The sequence below is a fragment of the Nonomuraea sp. NPDC005501 genome (genome assembly GCF_040605905.1).
In the GTDB taxonomy this organism is placed as follows: Bacteria; Actinomycetota; Actinomycetes; order Streptosporangiales; family Streptosporangiaceae; genus Nonomuraea.
This window is the reverse complement of record NZ_JBEXDT010000103.1, coordinates 1-22,638: the sequence shown is the minus strand read 5'-3', so window position 1 is coordinate 22,638 and position 22,638 is coordinate 1. Positions and strand designations below refer to the sequence as shown.

Here is a 22,638-nt window from a genome sequence, read left to right as displayed (position 1 = left end):
ATGGGGATGGGTGACGTCGTGACGCCGGCGACGCGGCAGGCGCTCGTCAGGATCTGGTTCCGGCGACAGCGAGGGCGTGGACGTGGCTGACCGAGCTTGGGCGAGCACGCAGCTCATCAAGGCGGCGCAGGCCGGCGATCGCGAGTCGATCACTGCGGTGCTCCATGGCGCCCATTCCCACGTGCGGCGCTTCGCGGAGCATCTTTGCGCGTCGCCGCAGGATGCCGAGGACGCCGCGCAGGAAGCGCTGATCATCCTCTACCGGAAGATCGGCTCACTGCGCGCCACCGGGGCATTGGCATCGTGGATGTTCAGAATCGTCCGGAACGAGTGCCTGCGCCGCGCGCACGTGCTGATCGAGCGCGATGACGAGGCCGAAGCCGGTCTGGCGACGTCGGCCGAGGACGAGGCCATCCAGCGCCTGGAAGCCGAACGCGTCGCGCAGGCGATCCAGGAGCTGCCCCATGTCCAGCGCAGAGTGTTGATCATGCGGGACGTACTGGGCTACCCGGGGCGGAGAGTCGCAGAGTCGCTCGGTTTGAGCAACGCCGCGATGAAGTCCCAGCTGCACCGGGCCCGCACCAGCCTCCGGCTCAGCTTGGGCGGCATGACCGGCCCCGCCGAAGGCCCGCATGACTCCGAAACCACCAGCGCCCGGCCTGTGTAGACCGCATTCCCACAACCCGAGTTCGAAGAGGAAGTCCCGCCATGCTCGAAACCGGATCACCCGCGCCCGACCTGCTGCTGGAGGACACCGACGGCCGGACCGTCCGCCTGTCCGACCACCGGGGCGGTCATGCCGTGCTGATCTACTTCATGCGGTCCACGTCGTGCGCGATCTGCAACAGGCACGTCCAGGACCTCGTCCGGTGCCGCGACGAGCTCGCAGCCGACGACGTTCAGGTGCTTGTCGCGGTTCCCGAGGACCGTCAGGAAGCGGCCGCGTGGAAGGCCAAGCGCCAGATCCCGTTCCCCGTCGTCGTAGGCCGCCGGGACACCCCGCACGAGATGATCGGCCTGAGCAGGAAGGTCTTCGGCTCGCTGCAGCAGTCGGGCAGCATCCTCGTCGATTCCCAGGGCGTCGTCCGCCACGCTCACGGCGCCACCATGCCCACCGGCAGCTACGACAAGAAGGGGATCACCGCGGCCGTCCGGGGTCTCCGCTCCCCCGCCTGACCGGACGTCGTCGTCCCGGGCGGGGTCGAGCGTCGTCAGGCGCTCAGGAGCCGGCGCAGCCAGCGGAGGCGGGCCGCCTTGGCGTCCTGCGAGATGGCGGCGTGCGGAACCATCCCGTCGAACCCGTGGAACCCGCCCGGCCACACATGCAGCTCCGCCTGTCCGCCGGCCTGCCAGATGCGTGAGGCGTACGTGACCGCCTCGTCGCGGAAGGTCTCCGCCGAGCCGACGTCGACCAACGCCGGTGGCAGGCCGGACAGGTCGTCGGCGCGCGCCGGGGCCGCGTACGGGGACACCTCGCGCCCGCCGCGCCGCTCGCCGAGCAGTGCCGTCCACCCGGTGTGGTTGCTGGCGCGGTCCCAGACGCCCAGTCCGGCCATCTGCACGGCGGAGGGGGTGTCGTTGCGGTCGTCGATCATCGGGCACATGAGGAGCTGGCCGGCCAGGGCCGGGCCCTTGCGGTCGCGGGCCATGAGGGCGAGCGCCGCGGCCAGTCCGCCGCCGGCGCTGGCGCCCGCGACGACGATGCGCTCGGGGTCGATCCCCAGCTCCTCGGCGTGCTCGGCGGTCCACACGAGGCCCGCGTAGCAGTCCTCCACCGGCGCGGGGTGCGGGTGCTCCGGTGCGAGCCGGTACTCCACCGACACGACCACGAGCCGCAGCTCAGCCGCCCATCCAAGGAGCTCCTCCATGCCGACGCGGTTGTCGCCGACGATCATCCCGCCGCCGTGCGTGTGGTAGAGCGCGGCCAGCGGCGTGTCCGCTCCCACGGGACGGCACACCAGCAGGGAGATGTCGGGGTCGCCGGCAGGGCCGGGCACCGTCCGTTCCTGGACGTGGAACGTCCCTCCCCTGGTGAGGTCGGTCTGGATGGTGAAGCCCGCCTCTGCCGCCCCGGATCGCAGCGTGCTCAGGACGTCCGTGGTGATCGACGGGGGGATGTGCTCGTTGATCAGCGGCAGCGCCGCCGCCAGCTCCGGGTCGAACGGCGGCGGCGCGCCCACGGTGGAGCCTGTCTGGGGGGAAGGCGGGTCGATGCTCATGAGTCCCTCCGGTTTCCGGGGCGTCACAGCCGTTCGGCGGCGCTGTGCATCATCATGGGCGGGGCGGACGGATGATTCGACCGCGACGTGGCGGATGTTGCCCGCCATCTGGCGGGTATCCGGCACAGGCGCATGTCATGGGTCCCGGCGGGGCACGCCGCGGACCGCATCACCGGTGGTGGCCGGGGAGGGCGTGGGCGACGACGACAGCCCGGCGTAGACCTCGTCGAGAACTGTCGGCAGCAGGGCGTTCGCCGTGGTCCTGCCGTCGGGCGACAGGGTCAGGTTCGTCCATATCACGAGCGTCACGTCGTTGTCCGCGTCGTAACCCATGAACGAGTTGAAGTCCGGAAGTTCGCCGCCGTGGTAGTACATCGACGCTCTCGGCCCGAAACGTTGATAGGCGATGCCGTAGCCGTACTGCTGCCCATCGGGGGTGTCCGGGTCCTCGGGTTGCCGGCTGCGCAGCCATTGTCGCTGGTACTCGGCGTTCAGGACCTTGCCGGATGCCAGTGCTCGGATCCACGTGGCCAGATCGTCGGCCGTGGAGATGACCCCACCGGCGGCGGTGGCGTAGGAGGGGCTCTGGTAGGTGTAGTCGACGGGCCGGAGCGTTCCTATCCGTGCGGCGGCCCGCATGCCGGCGGGGTACGGCTTGTCGACCATCCCGTAGGAGGATCCGCCGTACATGTAGCCGTGCGAGTGGCGGTCCGGAAGGGAATTGTCGTCGGCGGCGGGAAGCGAGGTCTGCCGCAGCCCGAGCGGGCCGAACAAAGCGACACGGACGGGGCGCGCGCTCCCGGGACGATGTCCTCCGTGGCGCGTCCTCGGTCCGTTCTCAGCCCGGAAAACTCCCATCGTCGCCATCACAGCCTCAGCGAGTGACTGTCCATTCCAGCCTTCGGCGATTTTCGCCAGGCGGTCGCGCCACCGCCGAGACGGAGAGGATCGTCTTCCAGCCGGCGATGATCACAACGCCGTCCCCGGTCAGCAGCCCACGGCGGGAGACGCCAAGGGTCGTGACGCTATCTCGTGGATGCCATGGAGGAGCGGTTAATAACGCCGCTGATACGAGGACACTCAGGTCTTCAGGCTGGCATGTGCGGCAGGTATCGTGAGGGTTGTGACGACGTTCCGGATCAGCGAGGCCGCGGCTCTGCTCGGGGTCAGCTCCGACACGGTCCGCCGGTGGGTGGACGCGGGCCGGCTGGGGGCCGAGCGGGACGAGCACGGCCACCGGCGGATCGACGGCGCCGACCTGGCCGCCTTCGCCCGCTCGCAGATCGAGGAGGACGGCGATGGCGGCCGCTCCTCGGCGCGTAACCGCTTTCGCGGGATCGTCACCGAAGTGATCCGCGACGCGGTGATGGCACAGGTGGAGCTCGCCGCCGGGCCGTTCCGGGTGGTGTCGCTGATGAGCCGCCAGGCCGCGGACGAGCTGGGCCTGGAGGTGGGGGTGGTGGCGGTCGCCGTGATCAAGTCCACCAACGTCGTCGTGGAGGTTCCCGGTCACGAGCGCGTGGCCGGCCATGTGTGAGGAGCCCCCTTGGTGTTCAGGCGTCTCTCCCGATGGACGATCGCCCTGCCCGTCGCGCTCGCGCTGGCGGGCCTGTCCGGTTGCGGCTCCGGCGCGCCGGCCACGGCCCCCGCTTCGTCGGCGCCGGCCGCCGGTGGCGGGGCCAAGGAGGTGACGGTGTTCGCGGCCGCGTCGCTGACCGGCACGTTCACCGAGCTCGGCAGGTCCTTCGAGGCCGAGCACCCGGGTACGACGGTGAGGTTCAACTTCGGCTCCAGCGCGACGCTGGCCCAGCAGATCGTCCAGGGGGCTCCGGCGGATGTGTTCGCCGCGGCGAGCCCGGCCACGATGAAGACGGTCACCGACGCGACGCCGGCGAGTTCGCCGACCACGTTCGTGCGCAACAAGCTGCAGATCGCCGTACCGAACGACAATCCGGCCAAGGTGGACGAGCTCAAGGATTTGGCCGATCCCAGGGTGAAGGTGGCGTTGTGCGCCGAGCAGGTGCCGTGCGGGGCGGCGGCGGTCAAGGCGCTGGACGCGGCCGGGCTCAAGGTCAAGCCTGTGACGCTGGAGCAGGACGTCAAGGCGACGCTGACCAAGGTCGAGTTGGGTGAGGTGGACGCGGCGCTGGTCTACCGGACCGACGTGATCGCCTCGGAGGGCAAGGTGCGGGGCATCGCGTTCCCGGAGGCGGACAAGGCGGTCAACGACTACCCGATCGCCACCCTCGCCGATGGGCCCGCGGGTGACCTGGGCAAGCAGTTCGTCGACCTGGTGCTGTCGCGGCAGGGCAAGGACGTGCTGACCAAGGCCGGCTTCGAGGGTCCCTGATCCCGGATGAGCTCCTCTGCACCGGAACAGCTCGGCTCGGCGGGTCCCCGTGGCGGGCCGGCCGGGAGTCCAGCCGCGGGCCGCGAGGTATCCGGGCGGCTGCCGTGGACGCTGGTCGTGCCCGCGCTGGTGGGACTGGCGTTCCTGGTGCTGCCGCCGGCCGGGCTGCTGATCCGCGCCCCCTGGTCCACGCTGCTGCGGCGGCTGGCCGAGCCGCACGTGCTGGAGGCGTTGCGGCTGTCGCTGGTCTGCGCCACCATCGCCACAGCCGTGTGCCTGCTGCTCGGGGTGCCGCTGGCCTGGCTGCTGGCCCGGGTGTCGTTTCCCGGGCGGCGGCTGGTCCGGGCCCTGGTCACCGTGCCGCTGGTGCTGCCGCCGGTGGTGGGCGGCGTCGCGCTGCTGCTGGTGCTCGGGCGGCGCGGGCTGGTCGGGCAGTGGCTGGAGGCCACCTTGGGGATCACGCTGCCGTTCACCACGGCGGGCGTGATCGTCGCCGAGGCGTTCGTGGCGATGCCGTTCCTCGTGATCAGCGTGGAGGGCGCGCTGCGCGGGGCCGACCAGCGGTTCGAGGAGGCCGCGGCCACGCTCGGCGCCTCGCGCTGGACGGTTTTCCGGCGGGTGACGTTGCCGATGGTCATGCCGGGCGTCGTGGCCGGGGCGGTGTTGTGCTGGGCGCGAGCGCTGGGCGAGTTCGGCGCGACGATCACGTTCGCCGGCAACTTCCCGGGCACCACCCGCACCATGCCGCTGGCGGTCTACCTGGCCTTGGAGACGGAGCCGGAGGCGGCGATCGTGCTCAGCCTGGTGCTGCTGACCGTCTCGGTGATCATCCTGGCCGGCCTGCGCGACCGGTGGGTGAGCGCGCCATGACCCTCGACGCCCGGCTGGTGGTCACCAGGCCCGCCTTCACCCTCGACATCGCCCTGGAGGTCGCCCCCGGCGAGGTCGTGGCGCTGCTCGGCCCCAACGGCGCGGGCAAGACCACCGCGCTGCGCGCCCTGGCCGGACTCGCCCGCACCTCCGGCGGTCAGATCCGCCTGGGCGGCAGGCCGTTGCACACGCTGCCCGCCGAGAGCCGCCCGATCGGCATGGTCTTCCAGGACTACCTGCTCTTCCCGCACCTGACGGCGCTGGACAACGTCGCCTTCGGACCGCGCTGCCAGGGCGCGTCCAAGGCCGAGGCCCGCCGCACCGCCGCCGCCCTGCTGGAGCGGGTCGGCCTGGCCGACCGTGCCGCCGCCAAGCCGCGGCAGCTCTCCGGCGGCCAGGCCCAGCGAGTCGCGCTCGCCCGCGCGCTGGCCGTGCGGCCCGAGCTGCTGCTGCTGGACGAGCCGCTGGCCGCGCTCGACGCCCACACCCGGCTGGAGATCCGCTCCCAGCTGCGCCGCCACCTGGCCGACTTCGACGGCGTCACCGTCCTGGTCACCCATGATCCGCTGGACGCGATGGTGCTGGCCGACCGGCTGATCGTCATCGAGAACGGCGTCATCGTGCAGCAGGGGACCCCGGCCGAGGTCGCCCGCCGTCCCCGCACCGACTACGTCGCCCGCCTCGTCGGGCTCAACCTGTATCGCGGCGTGGCCGACGGCCCCCGGGTCAAGGTCGGCGAGCTGCCGCTGCACACCTCGGAGCAGCTCGGCGGGCCCGCGTTCGTCGCCTTCCCGCCCGCCGCCGTCGCCCTCTACCGAACGCGCCCGGACGGCAGCCCGCGCAACCTGTGGCAGGCCCGCATCGACGGCATCGAACGGCACGGCGACAACGTCCGCGTACACCTCGACGGCCCCATCACCGCCTTCGCCGACATCACCCCCGCCGCCGTCGCCGACCTCAACCTGACCCCCGGCCAGCAGATCTGGGCCTCGGTCAAGGCCACCGAGACCCACGCCTACCCCGCATGAGCACGTGCACGACTTTCCGGCTGCCCCGGCTGCGCGGGCAGGAGATCCGCGGGCGCGTGCAGGGCAACGGGGTGTCAGCTCCCGCCCCGGCACCAGCACCTCGGGAACGACGGAACAGCCGTCCGATCGATCGACGCCACCCCGACCCCCGGAAGCGTCATCAATCATCTATGAACAGTGAGCCGTTCACGACGATGGTGAGTCTCCTCTCGCCACCGCCAGTACTTTTACCAGCGACGGGGACGCTCTGCTCGTAGCTGTTCGTCGTGCTGTACTTGATCTGATCCTGGGCGTTCCAGTAGTCCTGGAAGATCCAGTAGATGATTCGTGTGCCCCGCTGGATGGTGATGCTCTTGCCCATCTCGCCCTGGTTGCCGACCCAGGGAGCCCTGATATTGAGCCAATGCTCGCCACCGGCGGCGAGCCCATACGTTGCGTTCGTCTCTCCTACGTGGACCACCAGCCTCTCCGACAGGTTGTTCACCACATACACGAACTCTGTAACGGTCGCGGCGTTGGCGGGCGGGGCAGCAGTGAGCAGGCCACCGGCGACGAGGACTGCGGTGGCCGCGGCGACGATGCGGGGGGAAACTCTCATGTGTTCTCCTTAGACAGAGCTTGCAAGCTGAGAGTAATCGTGCGAACGCATTCTGTTAAGACTGATCGCCGCCACTTTCTGTGCTGAGCTTCCTCGAAGGCCGGTCAGGCCCCGGCGGCGAACGCGAGCAGATGACGGGCGAGGATGTCATCGAACCGGACAGGGCTGCCCACCGGGAGGGCGTGCACGATCGGGGACCCTCCCGGCCGGGCTTCGACGACCGTAAGGCGTGCGCGTCCTTGAGCCCTGCCCGCTCCGTCGCACGATCTGGTTGAGCCCGTCCCCCGGCATCCGGCCAGTCCCCCGAAGACGCGGCCATGTCCATACAGGTCCGACAACACTCAGCCGCGCACCTATGCAGCGTTCCCGCGGCCCCTTCCGCGCGAAACCAACAAGCGGCCGAGGCCCGATGACTCCAGCACCGAACCCCGGCCTATGACCCAGCAACCTGCCTACATCAGGAGCCAGGCCATGAGCCGTTACCCTTCCACACCGACGATCGTCGAGGAAGCGAATCCCGCCGAAGGGGTTCGGCCGAAGCGCATCGGACGCTTCTTCACCAAGCTTTCCGCCACCGCCGTCGGCGTGCTGTGCCGCTCACTGAGCGGCCCGTGGACGCTGGCACAGGCCGACGCGGTGACAAGGCCCGGCCGAATGCCGGAGGGAACGCCGGCGACGAACGCGAACTCCGCGGTCACTCGGTGCTCGGGACGGTGGCGAGCAGAGCACGCGTCTCGGTGACGACCCGGTCGCTGAACTGAGGGTCGTTCACCTGAACTGAGCCGACCATCGGCTTGCCGTTCTCGTCGTAATAGACGCCGGTGACAGCCGTGGCGTCGGTGAGGACTCGAGTGATCATCCGAGCGGCTCGCTTGGGGGTGCTCCAGTACTTGACGAGGGGGGCGATCGGCGACAGGACGTACCTCGACACGAACACAGCCACGGTGCCCGCGTCCCGTCCGAGGCCGCTGCCAGGACTGAAGCCTGGCTCGACCGCGCTGAAGCGCAGCCGGGGGGTCTCACGTGCGAACGCCAGGACCGTGGCGAGGTTGCCCTGCTTCGAGGTCGCGTAGGCATCCAGACCGGGTCGCGACGCCCCGCCCGGTTCCCACTCGCCACGAGCGCTGGCCTCGGCAGAGATGTAGCGACTGCCACGGAAGCCGGCAACGACGGCGGGCCGGCGCTCGGGGTCCTCGACGGCGGAACATACGAACACCACGTGGGTGCCGTCCGGCAGATGAGGGAGCAGCGCCTCGGTGAACGCGAAGGGGCCGAGGTGGTTGGTGGTGTACGTCAGGTCCCAACCGTGCGACGTTGTACGGGCCTCAAGCGGCATGATGCCGGCGTTGTTGAGCAAGCCGGCGATCGGCAGGCCGAGGGCGACGATTTCCGAGGCCGCGCGCCGTACGCTCGCGATGTCGGAGAAGTCAGCGACGACCGAGGCTGCCCGGCCGCCGATCGCAGCAATCTCCCGTTCGACCCCGCCGAGCCGCGCCCGGTCTCGGCCGACGAGCACGACAGTGCCGTGATCGGCCATCTCCAAAGCGGTACGCCGGCCGATGCCAGACGTCGGCCCAGTGATGATCCACGCCCGGTCGGGCGACGTGCTGTGCGGGTTCTCTTGAGTCATCCCACAAGTCTTGGGCAGTCACCTCGGGCCAACCAGTCGTCCGGTTTTCGTAGGACTGCCAGAGCCAGCGTCATACGGCCTGGGCCGCCGTCGTATCTACTCGACCAACCGCTGGTTGCCCAGGACGACGGCGAGAGCCAGGCGCTCGGCATCCTCGGTGCCGGGCTCGGCGGTATAGACCATGAGTCTCACGTCATCGGTGGCGACGAAGAGGACATCGCAGTCGAGGTTGATCGGTCCGACCGCGGGGTGGTCGACCAGCTTGCGCTTGGACGGCTCCTGGTCCGGCCCAGGATCATCACGCTCCCAGAGTTCGGCGAAGTATGGGCTGTGGGCGATGAGCTGCTGAATCAGCGTGCGTAGGTGACGGTCTGCCGGGTACCGTGCGGCCGTACGACGTAGGTCGGCGACCTGTCCCGCCAGGAGCTCCGCCTTTTCCCGCGGCGAGTGAACGACTCGATTGCCGGGACCGACGAAGTTGCGCCAGAGCGCGTTGCGCTCAACTCCGTGCCACGCCGTCGTCAGGCCCATGAGCGCGTCGTAAGGGGCGTTGGCGGCCAGGAGAGTCCAGGTCGCGTCGTAGACGGCCACCGGAGTGTCCGCCAGCCGGTCGAGGAGGCGCTGCACGCTGGCGGTGAGCCGCGCCGGCACGACACCTCGACCAGGAGTTCGATGGCCGGCAAGCTCGAAGAGGAGTGCGCGGTCGGTGTCGGAGAGCCTCAGTGCCTGGGCCAACGCCTCGACCACCTGAGGGGAGGGGGACGTCGCCCGTCCCTGCTCGAGCCGGGTCAGGTAGTCAGTCGAGATGCCGGAGAGCCCGGCCAGTTCCTCTCGCCGCAGGCCGGTTGCGCGGCGCCGACTGCTCGTCGGCAGCCCTACCACTTCCGGCTCCACCCGGTCACGCCAGCGACGCACCGTCCGACCGAACTCCCACGACTCCATCGCCCCAGTATGCGATGCATATAACACCCTGTCCTGGCCCTGAGAGTCCCAGTGACAGATGCCCACACGAATCACGGGACGGTTCAGCCCGGCCATCGCCGCAGTTGACCAGACCACTTGCCCAGCATCACCAGCAGCAGCCGCCGCAGGGGCCGTCTGAACCGACGCCGGTGGCCGATCGGTACCGGTTCGTCAAAGTTCCCCCCGAAAAGTTGGGCAATCTTCGCTGCATCTCGACAGCGGCGTAGGAACCATCCCCAACTGTGATGAGCCTCTTAACGGGAGGGCGGTCCGCGCTGTCCTCGACGGGTGGCGTGCGCTGTCCCCGCCTGAGGGTGTCGAGGGTGAACATGGCGGCGCATGCGATGCCGGCGTCCATGTCAGGCCCTCCGCGCGCGGCACTCGAACGACAAACGCCCGAGCACCTCCTGGACGACGTCAGGAGGTGCGTAGACGACCGTGGGCGGGTGCGCAGGGATGGCCTCGGCCACGACGAACAGCAGTGCCTGGTCGACGTCGAGCACGGCCCGCCACAGCTCACGGGAAGTAACAGTGGACCGCCGCCGCCAAGCTCCCAGACGGGCGCCCAGTCAAGGCCAGGGCGCTACCTGGGTCGAAGTCAAGAAGAATGTCGCTCAGCTCATCTTCGACTGCCTCCAGGCAGAACCCGGGGCACTCGGTGTCCACCTTGCACCCGCCGACTCGGAGGCCGCGGCTGCCCTGGATGCCGTGGTGAGCGCACGCATCGCGCGGGCCAACGCCGAGCAGGCCGAGCGTGACGCCGTCCGCCACGCTGCCCACCTACTCATCACCCAGGGGTGGACCACCCGCGACGCAGGTAGCGCGCTGCGCCTGTCTCACCAGCGCATATCTCAGATCACCTCTTCCGCCACCGAGCAGGCCGTGATCCGGTCGAGCTCGTTGAGCTTCATGACACGCTCGACCCGGTCCAGGGGTCATCCTCCTCCAAGGCCGAGCTGACGGTCGAAAACAACCCGTTGCTCGTTGAGATAGGCAGCATCCGCGAGGTACTGAAGGTGGTGCCCGTCGGCAAGGTGGCCTGCGAAGGCCGCGTTGCCCGCGGCGGCTTGGGCGTACATGAAGTCCACCAGAGCGTGCAGGCGGGCGATGATGGTGTCGACCATGCTGGCGAGGTCGGCGGCGTCGAGTCCGTAGCGATCGCAGAACAGGCGCGCGCGGCGGGCTTGTTCTTCTGCCGTGCCGAAGCCGGCGGCGTTGGTGGGTGCGGTGGTGGGGGCCCAGCGGTAGACGGCGTAGGCGACGTCCCAGAGTCGGGGGCCGGGATGCGCGGTGTCGAAGTCGATGATCCCGACCACCCTGTCACCGTCGAGGACGCAGTTGTGCGGAGCGTAGTCGCCGTGGCAGATCACCTCGACGGGCACGCGATCGGGCAGCATCCAGCCGCCGACCACGTCGCGGGCATATTCCATGGTGGCGTCATGGTAGGAGCGCAGCAGCTCGGCGGCGCTTCCCAGCGCTTCCATGGAGGCGGCCGCAGGGGTGGCCGGGTAATTGCTGACCTCACCCGGCAGGAAGTCCAGGATCTCGAAGCCATCATCGGTCACTCCATGGACCGCAGGCGACGCGGTGAAGCCCTGCGCTCGCAGGTGCCGTAGGAGTCCGTGGACCACAGGTGACCACGGCCCAGTCGGACGTTGCACGGTCGAGCCGATCCTCACCACCTCGTTGACGCCGCCGCCAGCCAGAATCTCCGGATCAAGCATCTGTCGCCCTCACCTGCAATCTCGCTCTTCGCGTGTACGGACGAGTCGCCCAGCGCCCACTTGGCGGACGTGCCTCGGGAGGCATCCAAGCAGGAACCAGCAGCGCTATCTGTCAGGTCATCAATCATGCAGCGTTGCCTGTCGCGCTCGGCCAGAACGGGACGGCCCCGCCCGCACGCGTGTAGTGCCTCTCAAAAGCCCTGGAACCCGGCCGGAGCTCTTGTCACCGCTAGGTCCGTCATCGTCGTTTCCGTGGGCCTGACTCTGCCGTCGCGCCTTCACCCTGGCCACCGCAAGATCCCCCGGCGCTCGTCATTCGGGGATTGCTGGCGGAGGCCGTCGAGAAGGCGGGGCTCCCCAAGGGAACGCGGTTCCACGACGTCCGCCACTACTACGCCTCGACCCTGATCGCGGCGAACCTCAACCCGAAGAGCATCCAGCGGCGTCTCGGCCACGCGACCGTCAGCGAGACGTTCGACACGTACAGGCACCTGTTCCCCGGCGACGAGGACCTGGGGCGCGGCGCGATCGACGCTGAGATCGAGAAAGACCTCGCGGAGCAGGGCCGGAGCAAGAGGGAAGCATGAATGCTCACCCCAGTTCAGAGGGGTGGAAGTGACGAGCCGGCCTGTAGGCCGGGTTTTGTCCTTCGTTGCCGAAGGGGCGACCATCCATCTAGGGCCGTCGTTGCCGGCGGCCTCAAGCGGTCTACCCGCGCGGCTCGGGCGGGCAGCCCTCGAACGTCGCGCGCGGGACGCTCCGGAGAGCGTCCCTTCTTGACCTTGCTCCGGGTGGGGTTTACCGAGCCGCCCACGTCACCGTGGGCGCTGGTGGTCTCTTACACCACCGTTTCACCCTTACCTCCCGCGGACGGGAGGCGGTCTGTTCTCTGTGGCACTGTCCCGCGGGTCACCCCGGGTCGGTGTTACCGACCACCCTGCCCTGTGGAGCCCGGACCTTCCTCGGCGAGCCCCGTGAAGGGGCCCGACGCGGTCGCCCGGCCGGCTCGTCCCCGTGAGACTATCGCAGGTGGGCGGTGTCGTTGAACGACTTCACCACGCAGCGGCCGTCGGCGTAGTGCTCGACCAGCGACAGGCAGGCCACGTCGAGGTGCATCCGGTACAGCGCCTCCGGCGGGGCCATCAGGGCCAGCCGCAGGAGCGTCTTGATGGGCGTCACGTGCGAGACGACCAGCACCGTACGGCCCTCGTAGCGTTCGAGCAGCCGGTCCGAGGCCCGCTGGACGCGCTCGGCCACCTGGGTGAAGCTCTCGCCGCCGGGCGGGGCCGTGCCGGGGTCGGCCAGCCAGCGGGTCAGCTCCTCCGGCCACCGCCGCTGCACCTCGGTGAACGTGTGACCCTCCCACGCCCCGAAGTCCGTCTCCCTGAGGTCGTCGTCCACCTCGACGGGCAGGCCGGTCCGCTCGGCCACCGCCTGCGCGGTGCGCCGGGCGCGCGCGAGCGGGGAGCTGACGATGACGTCCAGCTTGCACGGCGGCCGGGACAGCCGCTCGGCCGCCGCCCTGGCCTGGGCGAGGCCGTGCTCGGTCAGCTCCGCGTCGCCGAGGCCGGAGAACCGGCGCTCGACCGAGAGCGGCGTCTCGCCGTGCCGCAGGAGCAGCAGGGAGGTGGCCACGCGGGTGGGCGGGCCCCAGCCGGTGCCCTGGGACCGCACGCCGCCCTGCCGCTGCTGCGCGGCGGCGACGGAGGCCGTGGGCGCCGAGAGGTCGTCGGAGGCGGCCCCGGCGGAACGGCCGGGGGAGGCGGTGCGCGGGTCGAGCAGGTCCGTCTGGTCGCCCTGCTTCGGGCCTCCGGCTCCGGGGCGCGGCGCCGCTGAGGTCTCGGTGTCGGCGGAGGCCGAGCGTCTCCAGGGGAGGCCCTTGGCGGCGGCGTCCATGGCCTCGTTGGCCAGGCGGTCGGCGTGGGTGTTGCGGGCGCGGGGGATCCACGTCCACTCCGTCACGCGCAGCCGCCGCGCCAGCTCGGCCGCCTCGACGGCGAGCGGGCGCAGCCCCTCGTTCTTGATCTTCCAGCGGCCGGCCATCTGCTCGACGACCAGCTTGGAGTCCATCCGCACCGCGACGGCCGCGCCCTCACCGGCCACGCCGAGGACGGCGCGCAGGCCGGCGATCAAGCCGCGGTACTCGGCGACGTTGTTGGTCGTGACGCCGATGGCCTCGGCCGCCTCCGCCACCACCTGGCCGTCGGAGGCGTCGCGGACCACGGCACCGTAACCGGCCGGCCCGGGGTTGCCGCGCGAGCCGCCGTCGGCCTCGATGACGTACGACGTCACAGGCCCGACTCTGCGGTCCGGACGAGGATGCGGCGGCACTCGTCGCAGCGCACCACGTCGTCGTGGGGGGCGGCCTTGATGCGGTTCATCTCGGCGATGGACAGGGCCACCTTGCAGCCCTGGCAACGGCCGCCGCGCAGCATGGCGGCGCCCACGCCGTACTGCTGCCTGAGCTTCTCGTACAGGGCGAGCAGGTCGGCGGGGATGTCGCCGGCGACGGCGGCGCGGCGGCCCTGGGCCTCCCCCGCCTCCTTGTCGATCTCGACGAGCGCGGCGTCGCGGCGGTCCTCGGCGGCGGCACGGGCGGCGGCCAGCTCGTCGGCCTTGGCGCGCAGGTCGGTGACCTTGCTGTCGGCGGCCTCGCGCCGCTCCATGATCTCCAGGACGACCTCCTCGAGGTCGCCCTGCCGCCGGTGCAGGGAGGCGATCTCGGACTGGAGGCTGGCGAGGTCCTTCGGCGAGGTCACGGCGCCGGAGTCGAGCCGCTTCTGGTCGCGCTCGGCGCGGGCGCGGACGGTGTCCACGTCGCCCTCGGCCTTGGTCTGGTCGCGGGCGAGGTCGCCGGCCTCGGTCTCGGCCTCGATCACCTCGGTGGCGAGCTTGGCGTAGCGCTTGGACTGCTCGTCGATCTCGGCCAGCTCGGGCAGCGTGCGGCGACGGTGGGCGAGCCGGTCGACGACGGCGTCCAGCTCTGCCAGGTCGAGGAGTCGCTTCTGGGCGTCAGGGGCTGCTTTCATGATCAATATCCTTTTGTCCAAGCATCGGTGACCGCGGCGGAGACGCGCGTCTCAACGGTAACGCCACCGCCGCGCAGGATGGACGCCGCGCCGTCCAGCCAGGGCCACTCGGTGGCCCAGTGAGCGGCGTCCATCAGCGCGGGGCCGCCCGCTTCGGCGAACTCGCTGGCCGGATGGTGCCGCAGGTCGGCGGTCAGGAAGGCGTCGACGCCCGCCGCGCGGGCCGTCTCCAGCAGCGAGTCGCCCGCTCCCCCGCTGACGGCCACGCGGGCCACGCGGCGCGACGGGTCGCCGGCGACACGGATGCCCCACGACGTCTTCGGCAGGCCGCCGGCCACCGCGACCGCGAACTCCTCCAGCGTCACCGGCTCCGGCAGCTCGCCGACGCGTCCCAGGCCGCGCCACGGGTCGTCCGGGAACGGCCGCAGCGGCACCAGGTCGCCCACCAGGCCGACGGCGCGGGCCAGCGCGTCGGAGACGCCGGGGTTGGCGACGTCGGCGTTGGTGTGGGCGGTGTAGAGGGCGATGTCGCGCTTGATCAGGGTGTGGAGGAGGCGGCCCTTGGGCGTGTTCGCGGCGACGGTGGTGGTGCCGCGCAGGTAGAGCGGGTGGTGGACGACGATCAGATCGGCGCCCCACTCGACGGCCTCGTCCACCACGGCCGTCACCGGGTCCACCGCGAACAGCACCCGCCGCACCGGCTGGGCGGGGTCTCCGCAGACCAGGCCCACCGCGTCCCACGACTCGGCCCGGGCGGGCGGGTAGGCCGCCTCGAGCACCTCGATCACCTCTGCCAGCGTCACTGCAGCCACCTGGGCAGACTATCGGGAACGGCGGGGCGGACCGTCCCCGACGGCGGCCGCCCGCCGGCCCGTCCCGACAGATGTCGTGGCCCGACCGCGGGGCCGCCGGGCGACGTCGCGGTCCTGGCAGCAGGCGCCGCCGTGGTCGTCGAGGGCTGTCGTACGGGACGGGCCGGGCGTACCGTGAGCTGGTTCCCCATCCTTCGAGGAGGCGTGGATGGCACCCAGGATCGCGATCATCGGAGCGGGGTTCGGCGGGCTGTGCATGGCCATCCGGCTGGAGCGGGCCGGCATCACGACGTACACGGTGTTCGAGAAGGCGGGCGACCTCGGGGGGACGTGGCGGGACAACACCTATCCGGGCGCGGGCTGCGACATCCCGTCGCACCTGTACTCGTACTCGTTCGAGAGGTACGCGAGCTGGACGCGGCGTTACGCGGAGCAGCCCGAAATTCTGGGCTACTTATATCGTTGCGCTGATAAATACGGCGTCAGGCGGAAAATCCGGTTCAATACCGAGGTCGTGAGCGCCGACTTCGACGGCTCCCGATGGCAGGTCGCCACCGCGCCGGCTTCACCAGCGCAGCCCGCGGAGGCGCATCCGGCCGCGGCACCCGCCTCCCCGGCACCGGCCTCCGCGGCACCGGACGCAGCAGCACCCGCCTCCACAGCACCGGACGCCGCGGCGCCCGCCTTCGCAGCACCCGCCTTCGCAGCACCCGCCTTCGCAGCACCCGCCTTCGCAGCGCCCGCCTTCGCAGCGCCGGCCTCGGCAGCATCGGGCTCCGTGGAGACGTTCGATGTGGTCGTGGCGGCCGTGGGGCAGCTCAACCGCCCTCACCTCCCCGACATACCCGGAATCTCCGACTTCGCGGGTACGTCCTTTCACTCAGCCCGCTGGGACCACGCCCACGACCTGACGGGCAGGCGGGTGGCCGTGATCGGCAACGGCTCGTCCGCCGCCCAGCTCATCCCCCTCGTCGCCCGGGCCGCCGGACGGCTGGAGGTCTTCCAGCGCACCCCGAACTGGGTGATCCCCAAGCCCGACGCCGCATTCGGCCCCTGGGCCAGGCTCGCCCTGCGGTACGTGCCGGGTGCGCAGCGGGCGTACCGCGAGTGGATCTACCGGTACGCCGAGGCGACCCTGTACCCGGCCCTCGCCCGGGGCTGGAGCGCCGACCTGCTGCGCAACCGCGCCCTCGGGCACCTGCATCGCCAGGTGCCGGACCCGGCCCTGCGCGCCAAGCTCACCCCGGGCTACCCGCCGGGCTGCAAGCGCGTCGTCATCGACAGCGCCTTCTATCCCGCCCTGACCAGGCCGAACGTGGACGTGGTCACCGAGAAGATCATCCGAATCACGCCGGAGGGTGTCGAGACGGCCGAGGGGCTCCATCCGGCCGACACGATCGTCTACGCCACCGGGTTCCGGAGCACCGAGCTCCTCGCGCCGATGAGGGTCACCGGCCGCGACGGCGCGGACCTCGCGGAGCGGTGGGGCGCCGGCGCGGAGGCGTACCTCGGGATCTCGATGCCCGGCTTCCCGAGCCTGTTCCTGCTGTACGGGCCCAACACCAACCTGGGTCACAACTCGATCGTCTTCATGCTGGAATGCCAGGTGAACCACGTCATGGCCTGCCTGCCGGACCTGTCCGCGCACGGGCCGATGGAGGTGCGGCCGGAGGCGATGGCGGTCTGGAGGCGGCGGCTGGGCGACGCGATGGAGCGGATGGTGTGGCAGGACGGCTGCCGCAGCTGGTACAAGACGGCCGACGGCCGCGTCACCAACAACTGGCCCGGCACCACCACCCTCTACCGCAGACTGACGTCCCGCCCGCCGCGGCGCGCGTACCGGCACCTGCGCCCCGCCCCCTGACCCGCCTGAGGCGGACGCACCCCGCGGATTCGGTGGGGTGTGGGCGGTAGCGTCCGGTGCATGACCTCATCCCTCCATCGCCGTTCCGTCGTGGCGGACGCCCACAACGACCTCCTCATGGCCGTCTCGGCCCGCCCGCCCGAGCGGTGGGCCGCCTTCTTCCGCGAGCAGTGGCTGCCGCAGCTCCGGGAGGGCGGGGTCCGGCTCCAGGTGCTGCCGGTGTTCGTGGACGACCAGTACCGCCCCGAGGGGGCGCTGCGGCAGACGTTGCGCATGATCGAGTGCGCGCACGTGATCGCCGAGGGCAACCCCGAGGAGGTACGGCTCTGCCTCAGGGCCTCCGATGTGGAGGAGGCCCTGGAGTCGGGCCGGATCGCGCTGGTCCTGGCGCTGGAGAGCATGCCGGGGCTGGACGCGAGCGTGGAGCTCATCTCGACCGCGTACCGGCTCGGCGTCCGGATCGCCTCGATCGCGCACTTCGGCCGCACGCCGCTGGCCGACGGCAGCGGCGAGGACGCGACCGGCAGCGGCCTGACCACGCACGGCGTCGCCGCGCTGAAGGAGATGGAACGGCTCGGCATGGTGTTCGACGTGTCGCACCTGGGCGCGCCGGGAGTGGCCCACGCCCTGGAACTGGCCACCGAGCCGGTCATGGCCACGCACTCGGCGGCCCGCGCGCTGCGCGACCACCACCGCAACCTCACCGACGACCAGATCCGCGGCGTGGCCGCCACCGGCGGCGTCATCTGCGTGAACTTCTTCGCCCCCTTCCTCACCGAGGACGCCCGGGCGGCGACGCTCGACCACGTGCTGGACCACATCGAACACGTGGTGGGCGTGGCCGGCGTCGACCACGTCGGCCTCGGCCCCGACTTCATCCGCGAGGTCATGGAGGACCTGACCCCGCCCTGCTGCGAGGACCTGGACCCGCGAGGCGTGGACGGGAAGGCGGCCGTCCCGGGTCTGGAGGGACCCCGGGGGCTGCCTCTGGTGACCGAGGGGCTGCTCCGGCGCGGCCTGCCGGAGAAGGACGTCAGCAAGATCATCGGGGAGAACCTGCGCCGGTTCCTCGCGGAGCGGCTGGCCTGATCGGGGGCCTGATCCGGGCGATGGCCAGGGCGATATCGTGAGCGTATGGGGAGGATCACGAGGGCGGAGTCGCAGGAGCGCAACCGGGCGCGCGTCCTGGCCGCGGCGCGTGCGGAGTTCGCCGGGCGGGGCTTCCGCGACGTCAAGATCGACGACATAGCGGAGCGGGCGGGGCTCACGCGGGGCGCGGTCTACTCGAACTTTCCCGGCAAACGGGCTCTGTTCTTCTCCGTCCTCGCCGACGCCTACCGGCCGGACCGACCGGACGGGTCGCACGGGCCCGACGTGTCGCATGGGCCCGACGGGTCACACGGGCCCGACGGGCCGCTCCTGGGGGACGCGCGTTCCGGGCGCCCGTCCGCGGCCGGAGCGGGCGGGGACGTGGCCACGGTGCTCGGGGCGGTCGCGCGGGCATGGCTGGACGACCCCGTGCCGGGGAGCGCGACGGCCGTGTGGCGGGAGCTGGTGCCGCAGGTGCAGGCCGACGATGCGAGCCGGTCGGCGTTCGCTCAGCTCATGACCCTGTACGCGACGCTGCTCGGACTGGCCATGGAGCGGCTCGACGCGCGGCCCGGTCGGCGGCTGGTGCGGGTGGCGGCGGCGGCGCTGACCATGCTCCAGGGAGCGTCCCAGCGTGCCGCCCTCGCCTCCGGCCCTGCCGACGATCGCAGCACCGGTCACGAGCGCGATCAGGAGCACGATCGGGGGGACGATCTCGGACGCGATCAGGAGCACGACCTCGGACGCGACCAGGAGCGCAATCACGGGCGCGATCAGGAGCGCGATCACGGGCGCGATCAGGAGCGCGATCACGGGCGCGTTCTCGGGCACGGTCACGGGCGCGTTCTCGGGCACGGTCACGGGTGGGCGGAGCCGGGAGAGGCACGGGAGGATCTCCTGCGGGCGTGCGAGCGGCTCGCCGGGCTTGATCCCGGCCCCGCCCCGCTGCCGCCCGTCCTGGCGCTGGAGCCGTACGCTCCGGACGGCCCATGGGCGCCCCCGGCGGCCACCGACGCGCTGCTGGGGACGCCCGTCGACCTGGGGAGCGACGGGCTGCTGCTGTTCCTCGGGTTGCGCCGGCTCTCCGCGCTGGAGGAGGCCGTACGGGCCGCGCCCGCCGGACTGCCGGTCACCCTGGTCGTGGTGACGGGCGACCCGGGTGAGCTGGGGCCGCTGGCGCGGTTCGCGCTGGCCCGCGTGGGCGCGCACCTGCGGACGGCCCTGCCTCCGGGCGCGTGGCCGGGCGTGCGGGTCGTGTGCGACGAGAGCGGGCGCGTCGCCGCGGCGGCCGGGACGACGTCCGTGCGCGACGAGACGGAGAGCGCCGTACGGGTCTCGGCGGGACGGCTGGTACGGCGGGCCGACGGCCGGGGAGCCGGGTACGCCCTGGCCTCCGAAGCCGCCGGTGACGCCGGGAGCCGGGGCCCGGCGGGCAGGAGCGCGGACCCGGGCACAGGAGCATGGGGGCCCGCGGCATGAGGCACAACGGCACGAGGCACAGCGGCATCAGGCACAAGGGCATGACGGGAAAGGGCGTGCGTTGATGGGTGAGCAGCGGGCGGCGGCCGGGGGCGACGCCGCCGGACGGGACGCGAAGGAGGCCGCGGCCCGGGTCGGGGTGGTGGTCCGGGAGCTGCACGCGATCGGCGACTTCCAGCAGGTCTACCGGCTCTTCGACGACATCTGGCACTTCAGTCCGGGCGATCCCCCCGTCACCCTCGAACTGATGATCACGTTCGCGCACGCGGGCGGCTACGTGGCCGCCGCCTACCAGGACGACGTCATGGTGGGCGCGTCGGTCGGGTTCCGGGCGGCGGAGCGCACGCTGCACTCGCACGTGACCGGCGCGCGGGCCGGACGCGGCATCGGGTACGCGCTCAAGCTGCACCAGCGCGCCTGGTGCCGGGAGCACGGACTGGACCGGATCAGCTGGACCTTCGATCCGCTGGTGCGGCGCAACGCCCGTTTCAACCTGGCCAAGCTCGGCGCCCGGCCGGAGGCGTACGTGGAGAGCTTCTACGGCACGATGACCGACGCGATCAACCAGGGCGACGAGTCCGACCGGCTGGTCACGGTCTGGGACCTGGCCGGGCCGCCCGCCGACACGCCGCCCCCGCCGTACACCGTGGGGCTGGGTGTGGAGGACGAGCGGCCGGTGAGGGGGCGCGCGGACGGGCCGGTGGTGCTGGTGGCGACGCCGCATGACATCGAGACGCTGCGGCGGCGGGACCCGGGCGCGGCCAAGGCGTGGCGGCTGGCCGTGCGTGACGTGCTGGGCGGTCTGATGCGGGAGGGCGGCCGGGTGGTGGGGTTCACGGACGCCGGCGCGTACGTGGTGGCGACACGAGGCGCGGGCGGACCGGCTCTCGGAGCTTGACCGCGAATCTTGTGCAAATGTGAATATGTCAGTGAAAACCAGGAAATAAACGGGTTTCCGCTGGTTTGAGCTCCCTCCGGGAGTCGAACAAGGAGATCCGCGATGACGGAGTTCACTCCGACCGTCCCCGCACGAGTCCTGCCGTCCGTCACTGTCCGCGACCTACCCGAACCGCCGCGCTCCCCCTGGCGCATCATCGGCCCGGGGCTGGTGGGCGCGGGCGTGGGGCTCGCCTCCGGCGAGTTCATCCTCTGGCCGTACATCGCCTCCCAGGTCGGGCTGGTGTTCATCTGGGGTGCGGCGATCGGCATCATCACGCAGTGGTTCCTCAACATGGAGATCGAGCGTTACACGCTGGCCACCGGGGAGACCGCGCTGACCGGGTTCAGCCGGATGTGGCGGCACTGGGGCATCGTGTTCGTCGCGATGACCCTCGCGTCGAACCTGTGGCCGGGCTGGGTGACCACGTCGGCCACCATGGTCACGTACCTGACCGGCTCCGGCCAGGGCAGCGTGCGCTGGATCGCGATCGGCATGCTGCTGGTGATCGCGCTCGGGCTGACGCTGGCGCCGGTCATCTACGTCGCGCTGGAACGGGTGATCTTCGTGAAGATCGCCCTGGTGACGATCCTGGTGGTGGTGGCGGTCGTGCTGGCCATCACCGCCCAGAGCTGGGTGGAGCTGGGCAAGGGGCTGACGGTGGGCGCCCGCGTCCCGGTGCCGCCGCTGGACTTCGCGCTGCTCATGGGCGCCATCGCCTACGCGGGCGCGGGCGGCGGGCAGAACCTGTGCCAGAGCAACTGGATCCGCGACAAGGGCTTCGGCATGGGCCTGTACGTGCCGCGCCTGGTCAGCCCGGTCACCGGGCACGAGGAGGCGGCCTCCTCGACGGGCTTCCAGTTCGCGCCCACCAAGGCCAACCTGGCCCGGTGGCGGGCCTGGTGGCGCTTCGCCAACGTCGAGCAGGCCACCACGTTCGCGCTGGTGTCGTTCCTGACGATCGCGTTCATGTCGATGCTGGCCTACTCGACCGTGCACGGGAAGCCGGGCCTGGCCAACGGCATCGGGTTCCTCAAGGTGGAGGGCGAGACGCTGCAGAGCGAGGTCGGCACGTGGTTCGGGGTCCTGTTCTGGGTGATCGGGGCGCTGGCGCTGTTCGCCTCGGCGATGGGCATCGTGGACTACACCTCGCGGCTGGCGTCCGACACGATCAAGACCGTCTACCTGAGGGACCGGGCCGTCTCGGTCAACCGGGTCTACTTCATCGTGGTCTGGGCCATGACGCTGGTCGGCATCGCCGTCCTGCTGCTCGGCTTCGACCAGCCGCTGATCCTGCTGGTGCTGTCGGCGAGCTTCGCGGCCGTGATGATGTTCGTGTACTCGATCCTGCTCATCGTGCTGAACCGCCGCGCCCTGCCGGCCGCCATCAAGGTCCGGTCGTACCGGCTGGCCGCGCTGGTCTGGTCGATCGCCTTCTTCGGCACGCTGACCGTGCTGACCGTCGTCCAGCAGACGCAGAAGCTGCTGGGCGGATAGCGGCTTGACCTCAATCGCGCTTGGGGTTGCATGCTCGGTGGCATGAAGACCATCGAGGTGACGAGGTTCGGCGGGCCCGAGGTGCTGGAGCCGCGGGAGGCTCCGGACCCCGTCGCGGGGCCGGGACAGGTGCTGATCGGCGTCGCGGTCGTGGACGTCATGTCGCTGGACGCGCAGTTGCGGTCGGGGTGGGGGCGTGAGTGGTTCTCCCACGAGCCGCCCTACGTGCCCGGCACCGGCGTGGCCGGGCGCGTGCTCGCGACCGGCGAGGGGGTCGATCCCTCGTGGGCCGGGCGGCGCGTGGCCGCGCTGCTGCCCTCCGGCGGCGGGTACGCCGAGCTGGCGGTGGCGGACGTGGCGACGGTCGTGCCGGTGCCCGGCGAGGTGCGGCTGCGCGACGCCGCCGCGCTCATCCAGGTGGGCCCGGCGGCGCTCAGCCTGATCGACGCCGCCGAGCTCAAGCCGGGCTCCCGCGTGCTGGTGACCGGCGCGGGCGGCGCGCTCGGCCTGCCCCTGGTGCGGCTGGCCGCCGCGGCGGGCGCCCACGTG

At 71.3% G+C, this 22,638-nt stretch carries 22 protein-coding genes, 1 other RNA gene and 1 pseudogene; 13 read left to right on the top strand and 11 right to left on the bottom strand.

Features of this window, described 5'->3' with window-relative positions:
* The first annotated feature begins 76 nt into the window (after positions 1-76).
* Complete coding sequence (locus ABZS51_RS35580; RefSeq protein ID WP_355450617.1) at positions 77-667, top strand: RNA polymerase sigma factor; 591 nt, start codon at positions 77-79, stop codon at positions 665-667.
* 41 nt (positions 668-708) lie between these two features.
* The gene (locus ABZS51_RS35575) at positions 709-1,176 is read left to right on the top strand and encodes a redoxin domain-containing protein (protein ID WP_355450614.1); all 468 of its coding nucleotides are present in this window, start codon (positions 709-711) and stop codon (positions 1,174-1,176) included.
* Positions 1,177-1,211: 35 nt separating this feature from the next.
* On the opposite strand, the gene ABZS51_RS35570 is transcribed toward ABZS51_RS35575, so the two are convergent.
* Both ABZS51_RS35570 and ABZS51_RS35565 read right to left on the bottom strand, forming a co-directional pair.
* Positions 1,212-2,219, bottom strand: coding sequence for an alpha/beta hydrolase (locus ABZS51_RS35570; RefSeq protein WP_355450611.1), 1,008 nt, complete (start codon positions 2,217-2,219; stop codon positions 1,212-1,214).
* 135 nt (positions 2,220-2,354) lie between these two features.
* The gene (locus ABZS51_RS35565) at positions 2,355-2,993 is read right to left on the bottom strand and encodes a serine hydrolase domain-containing protein (RefSeq protein ID WP_355450609.1); all 639 of its coding nucleotides are present in this window, start codon (positions 2,991-2,993) and stop codon (positions 2,355-2,357) included.
* Between the two features lie 349 nt (positions 2,994-3,342).
* Between ABZS51_RS35565 and ABZS51_RS35560 the strand changes: the two genes are divergently transcribed.
* From ABZS51_RS35560 to ABZS51_RS35545, 4 genes are read left to right on the top strand one after another with little or no spacing between them, the layout of a single operon-like run.
* A complete protein-coding gene (locus tag ABZS51_RS35560; RefSeq protein ID WP_355450606.1) occupies positions 3,343-3,756 on the top strand; it encodes a helix-turn-helix transcriptional regulator in 414 nt (137 codons plus the stop codon).
* 9 nt (positions 3,757-3,765) lie between these two features.
* On the top strand, positions 3,766-4,569 hold the full coding sequence (gene modA, locus ABZS51_RS35555) for a molybdate ABC transporter substrate-binding protein (RefSeq protein ID WP_355450603.1): 804 nt from the start codon (positions 3,766-3,768) through the stop codon (positions 4,567-4,569).
* Positions 4,570-4,575: 6 nt separating this feature from the next.
* Complete coding sequence (locus ABZS51_RS35550) at positions 4,576-5,439, top strand: ABC transporter permease (protein ID WP_355450600.1); 864 nt, start codon at positions 4,576-4,578, stop codon at positions 5,437-5,439.
* Positions 5,436-6,467 carry an ABC transporter ATP-binding protein gene (locus ABZS51_RS35545; RefSeq protein ID WP_355450597.1) on the top strand — a complete coding sequence of 344 codons (1,032 nt, stop codon included), beginning with the start codon at positions 5,436-5,438 and terminating at the stop codon, positions 6,465-6,467. The genes ABZS51_RS35550 and ABZS51_RS35545 overlap by 4 nt, the downstream gene beginning before the upstream one ends.
* 160 nt (positions 6,468-6,627) lie before the next feature.
* Here ABZS51_RS35545 and ABZS51_RS35540 read toward each other — a convergent pair whose 3' ends face one another.
* The 5 genes from ABZS51_RS35540 to ABZS51_RS35520 form a co-directional block, all read right to left on the bottom strand.
* On the bottom strand, positions 6,628-7,065 hold the full coding sequence (locus ABZS51_RS35540) for a hypothetical protein (RefSeq protein ID WP_355450594.1): 438 nt from the start codon (positions 7,063-7,065) through the stop codon (positions 6,628-6,630).
* 694 nt (positions 7,066-7,759) lie between these two features.
* Entirely contained in the window at positions 7,760-8,695 is a 936-nt protein-coding gene (locus ABZS51_RS35535; protein ID WP_355450591.1) for an SDR family NAD(P)-dependent oxidoreductase, read from the bottom strand.
* 96 nt (positions 8,696-8,791) lie between these two features.
* Positions 8,792-9,637, bottom strand: coding sequence for a helix-turn-helix transcriptional regulator (locus tag ABZS51_RS35530; protein WP_355450588.1), 846 nt, complete (start codon positions 9,635-9,637; stop codon positions 8,792-8,794).
* A 380-nt stretch (positions 9,638-10,017) separates the two neighbouring features.
* Positions 10,018-10,161: a hypothetical protein gene (locus ABZS51_RS35525; RefSeq protein WP_355450585.1), complete on the bottom strand. Its 144-nt coding sequence runs from the start codon at positions 10,159-10,161 to the stop codon at positions 10,018-10,020.
* Between the two features lie 432 nt (positions 10,162-10,593).
* The gene (locus tag ABZS51_RS35520) at positions 10,594-11,382 is read right to left on the bottom strand and encodes an aminoglycoside phosphotransferase family protein (RefSeq protein ID WP_355450583.1); all 789 of its coding nucleotides are present in this window, start codon (positions 11,380-11,382) and stop codon (positions 10,594-10,596) included.
* Between the two features lie 323 nt (positions 11,383-11,705).
* On the opposite strand from ABZS51_RS35520, the gene ABZS51_RS35515 reads away from it, so the two are divergent.
* Positions 11,706-11,969, top strand: coding sequence for a tyrosine-type recombinase/integrase (locus ABZS51_RS35515; protein WP_355450580.1), 264 nt, complete (start codon positions 11,706-11,708; stop codon positions 11,967-11,969).
* Between the two features lie 28 nt (positions 11,970-11,997).
* Here the strand turns inward: ABZS51_RS35515 and rnpB are convergent.
* The 4 genes from rnpB to ABZS51_RS35495 form a co-directional block, all read right to left on the bottom strand.
* An RNA gene (gene rnpB / locus ABZS51_RS35510) (RNase P RNA component class A) lies at positions 11,998-12,391 on the bottom strand.
* Positions 12,392-12,402: 11 nt separating this feature from the next.
* On the bottom strand, positions 12,403-13,674 hold the full coding sequence (locus ABZS51_RS35505; protein WP_355450577.1) for a bifunctional RNase H/acid phosphatase: 1,272 nt from the start codon (positions 13,672-13,674) through the stop codon (positions 12,403-12,405).
* The gene (locus tag ABZS51_RS35500) at positions 13,671-14,411 is read right to left on the bottom strand and encodes a C4-type zinc ribbon domain-containing protein (RefSeq protein WP_310710902.1); all 741 of its coding nucleotides are present in this window, start codon (positions 14,409-14,411) and stop codon (positions 13,671-13,673) included. Before ABZS51_RS35500 ends, ABZS51_RS35505 begins: the two co-directional genes overlap by 4 nt.
* A 2-nt stretch (positions 14,412-14,413) precedes the next feature.
* On the bottom strand, positions 14,414-15,214 hold the full coding sequence (locus tag ABZS51_RS35495; protein ID WP_355450634.1) for a Nif3-like dinuclear metal center hexameric protein: 801 nt from the start codon (positions 15,212-15,214) through the stop codon (positions 14,414-14,416).
* Between the two features lie 217 nt (positions 15,215-15,431).
* Between ABZS51_RS35495 and ABZS51_RS35490 the strand changes: the two genes are divergently transcribed.
* The 6 genes and pseudogenes from ABZS51_RS35490 to ABZS51_RS35465 all read left to right on the top strand — a co-directional run.
* Positions 15,432-17,087, top strand: a complete 1,656-nt coding sequence (locus ABZS51_RS35490) for an NAD(P)/FAD-dependent oxidoreductase (RefSeq protein ID WP_355450574.1) — start codon at positions 15,432-15,434, stop codon at positions 17,085-17,087.
* A gap of 60 nt (positions 17,088-17,147) precedes the next feature.
* Entirely contained in the window at positions 17,148-18,176 is a 1,029-nt protein-coding gene (locus ABZS51_RS35485) for a dipeptidase (protein WP_355450571.1), read from the top strand.
* Between the two features lie 45 nt (positions 18,177-18,221).
* Complete coding sequence (locus ABZS51_RS35480; RefSeq protein ID WP_355450568.1) at positions 18,222-19,655, top strand: TetR family transcriptional regulator; 1,434 nt, start codon at positions 18,222-18,224, stop codon at positions 19,653-19,655.
* Between the two features lie 64 nt (positions 19,656-19,719).
* On the top strand, positions 19,720-20,553 hold the full coding sequence (locus ABZS51_RS35475) for a GNAT family N-acetyltransferase (RefSeq protein ID WP_355450565.1): 834 nt from the start codon (positions 19,720-19,722) through the stop codon (positions 20,551-20,553).
* A gap of 102 nt (positions 20,554-20,655) precedes the next feature.
* Positions 20,656-22,089, top strand: coding sequence for an Nramp family divalent metal transporter (locus ABZS51_RS35470; RefSeq protein WP_355450562.1), 1,434 nt, complete (start codon positions 20,656-20,658; stop codon positions 22,087-22,089).
* A 42-nt stretch (positions 22,090-22,131) separates the two neighbouring features.
* Positions 22,132-22,638: pseudogene (locus tag ABZS51_RS35465) on the top strand (NADPH:quinone reductase); the annotation flags it as partial.

Bases quoted from the DNA above. Each gene is read 5' to 3' on its own strand.
- ABZS51_RS35575 (WP_355450614.1), top strand. From the start codon at position 709: ATGCTCGAAACCGGATCACCCGCGCCCGACCTGCTGCTGGAGGACACC.
- ABZS51_RS35570 (WP_355450611.1), bottom strand. From the start codon at position 2,219: ATGAGCATCGACCCGCCTTCCCCCCAGACAGGCTCCACCGTGGGCGCG.
- ABZS51_RS35550 (WP_355450600.1), top strand. From the start codon at position 4,576: ATGAGCTCCTCTGCACCGGAACAGCTCGGCTCGGCGGGTCCCCGTGGC.
- ABZS51_RS35545 (WP_355450597.1), top strand. From the start codon at position 5,436: ATGACCCTCGACGCCCGGCTGGTGGTCACCAGGCCCGCCTTCACCCTC.
- ABZS51_RS35540 (WP_355450594.1), bottom strand. From the start codon at position 7,065: ATGAGAGTTTCCCCCCGCATCGTCGCCGCGGCCACCGCAGTCCTCGTC.
- ABZS51_RS35535 (WP_355450591.1), bottom strand. From the start codon at position 8,695: ATGACTCAAGAGAACCCGCACAGCACGTCGCCCGACCGGGCGTGGATC.
- ABZS51_RS35530 (WP_355450588.1), bottom strand. From the start codon at position 9,637: ATGGAGTCGTGGGAGTTCGGTCGGACGGTGCGTCGCTGGCGTGACCGG.
- ABZS51_RS35520 (WP_355450583.1), bottom strand. From the start codon at position 11,382: ATGCTTGATCCGGAGATTCTGGCTGGCGGCGGCGTCAACGAGGTGGTG.
- ABZS51_RS35500 (WP_310710902.1), bottom strand. From the start codon at position 14,411: ATGAAAGCAGCCCCTGACGCCCAGAAGCGACTCCTCGACCTGGCAGAG.
- ABZS51_RS35490 (WP_355450574.1), top strand. From the start codon at position 15,432: ATGGCACCCAGGATCGCGATCATCGGAGCGGGGTTCGGCGGGCTGTGC.
- ABZS51_RS35485 (WP_355450571.1), top strand. From the start codon at position 17,148: ATGACCTCATCCCTCCATCGCCGTTCCGTCGTGGCGGACGCCCACAAC.
- ABZS51_RS35480 (WP_355450568.1), top strand. From the start codon at position 18,222: ATGGGGAGGATCACGAGGGCGGAGTCGCAGGAGCGCAACCGGGCGCGC.
- ABZS51_RS35475 (WP_355450565.1), top strand. From the start codon at position 19,720: ATGGGTGAGCAGCGGGCGGCGGCCGGGGGCGACGCCGCCGGACGGGAC.
- ABZS51_RS35470 (WP_355450562.1), top strand. From the start codon at position 20,656: ATGACGGAGTTCACTCCGACCGTCCCCGCACGAGTCCTGCCGTCCGTC.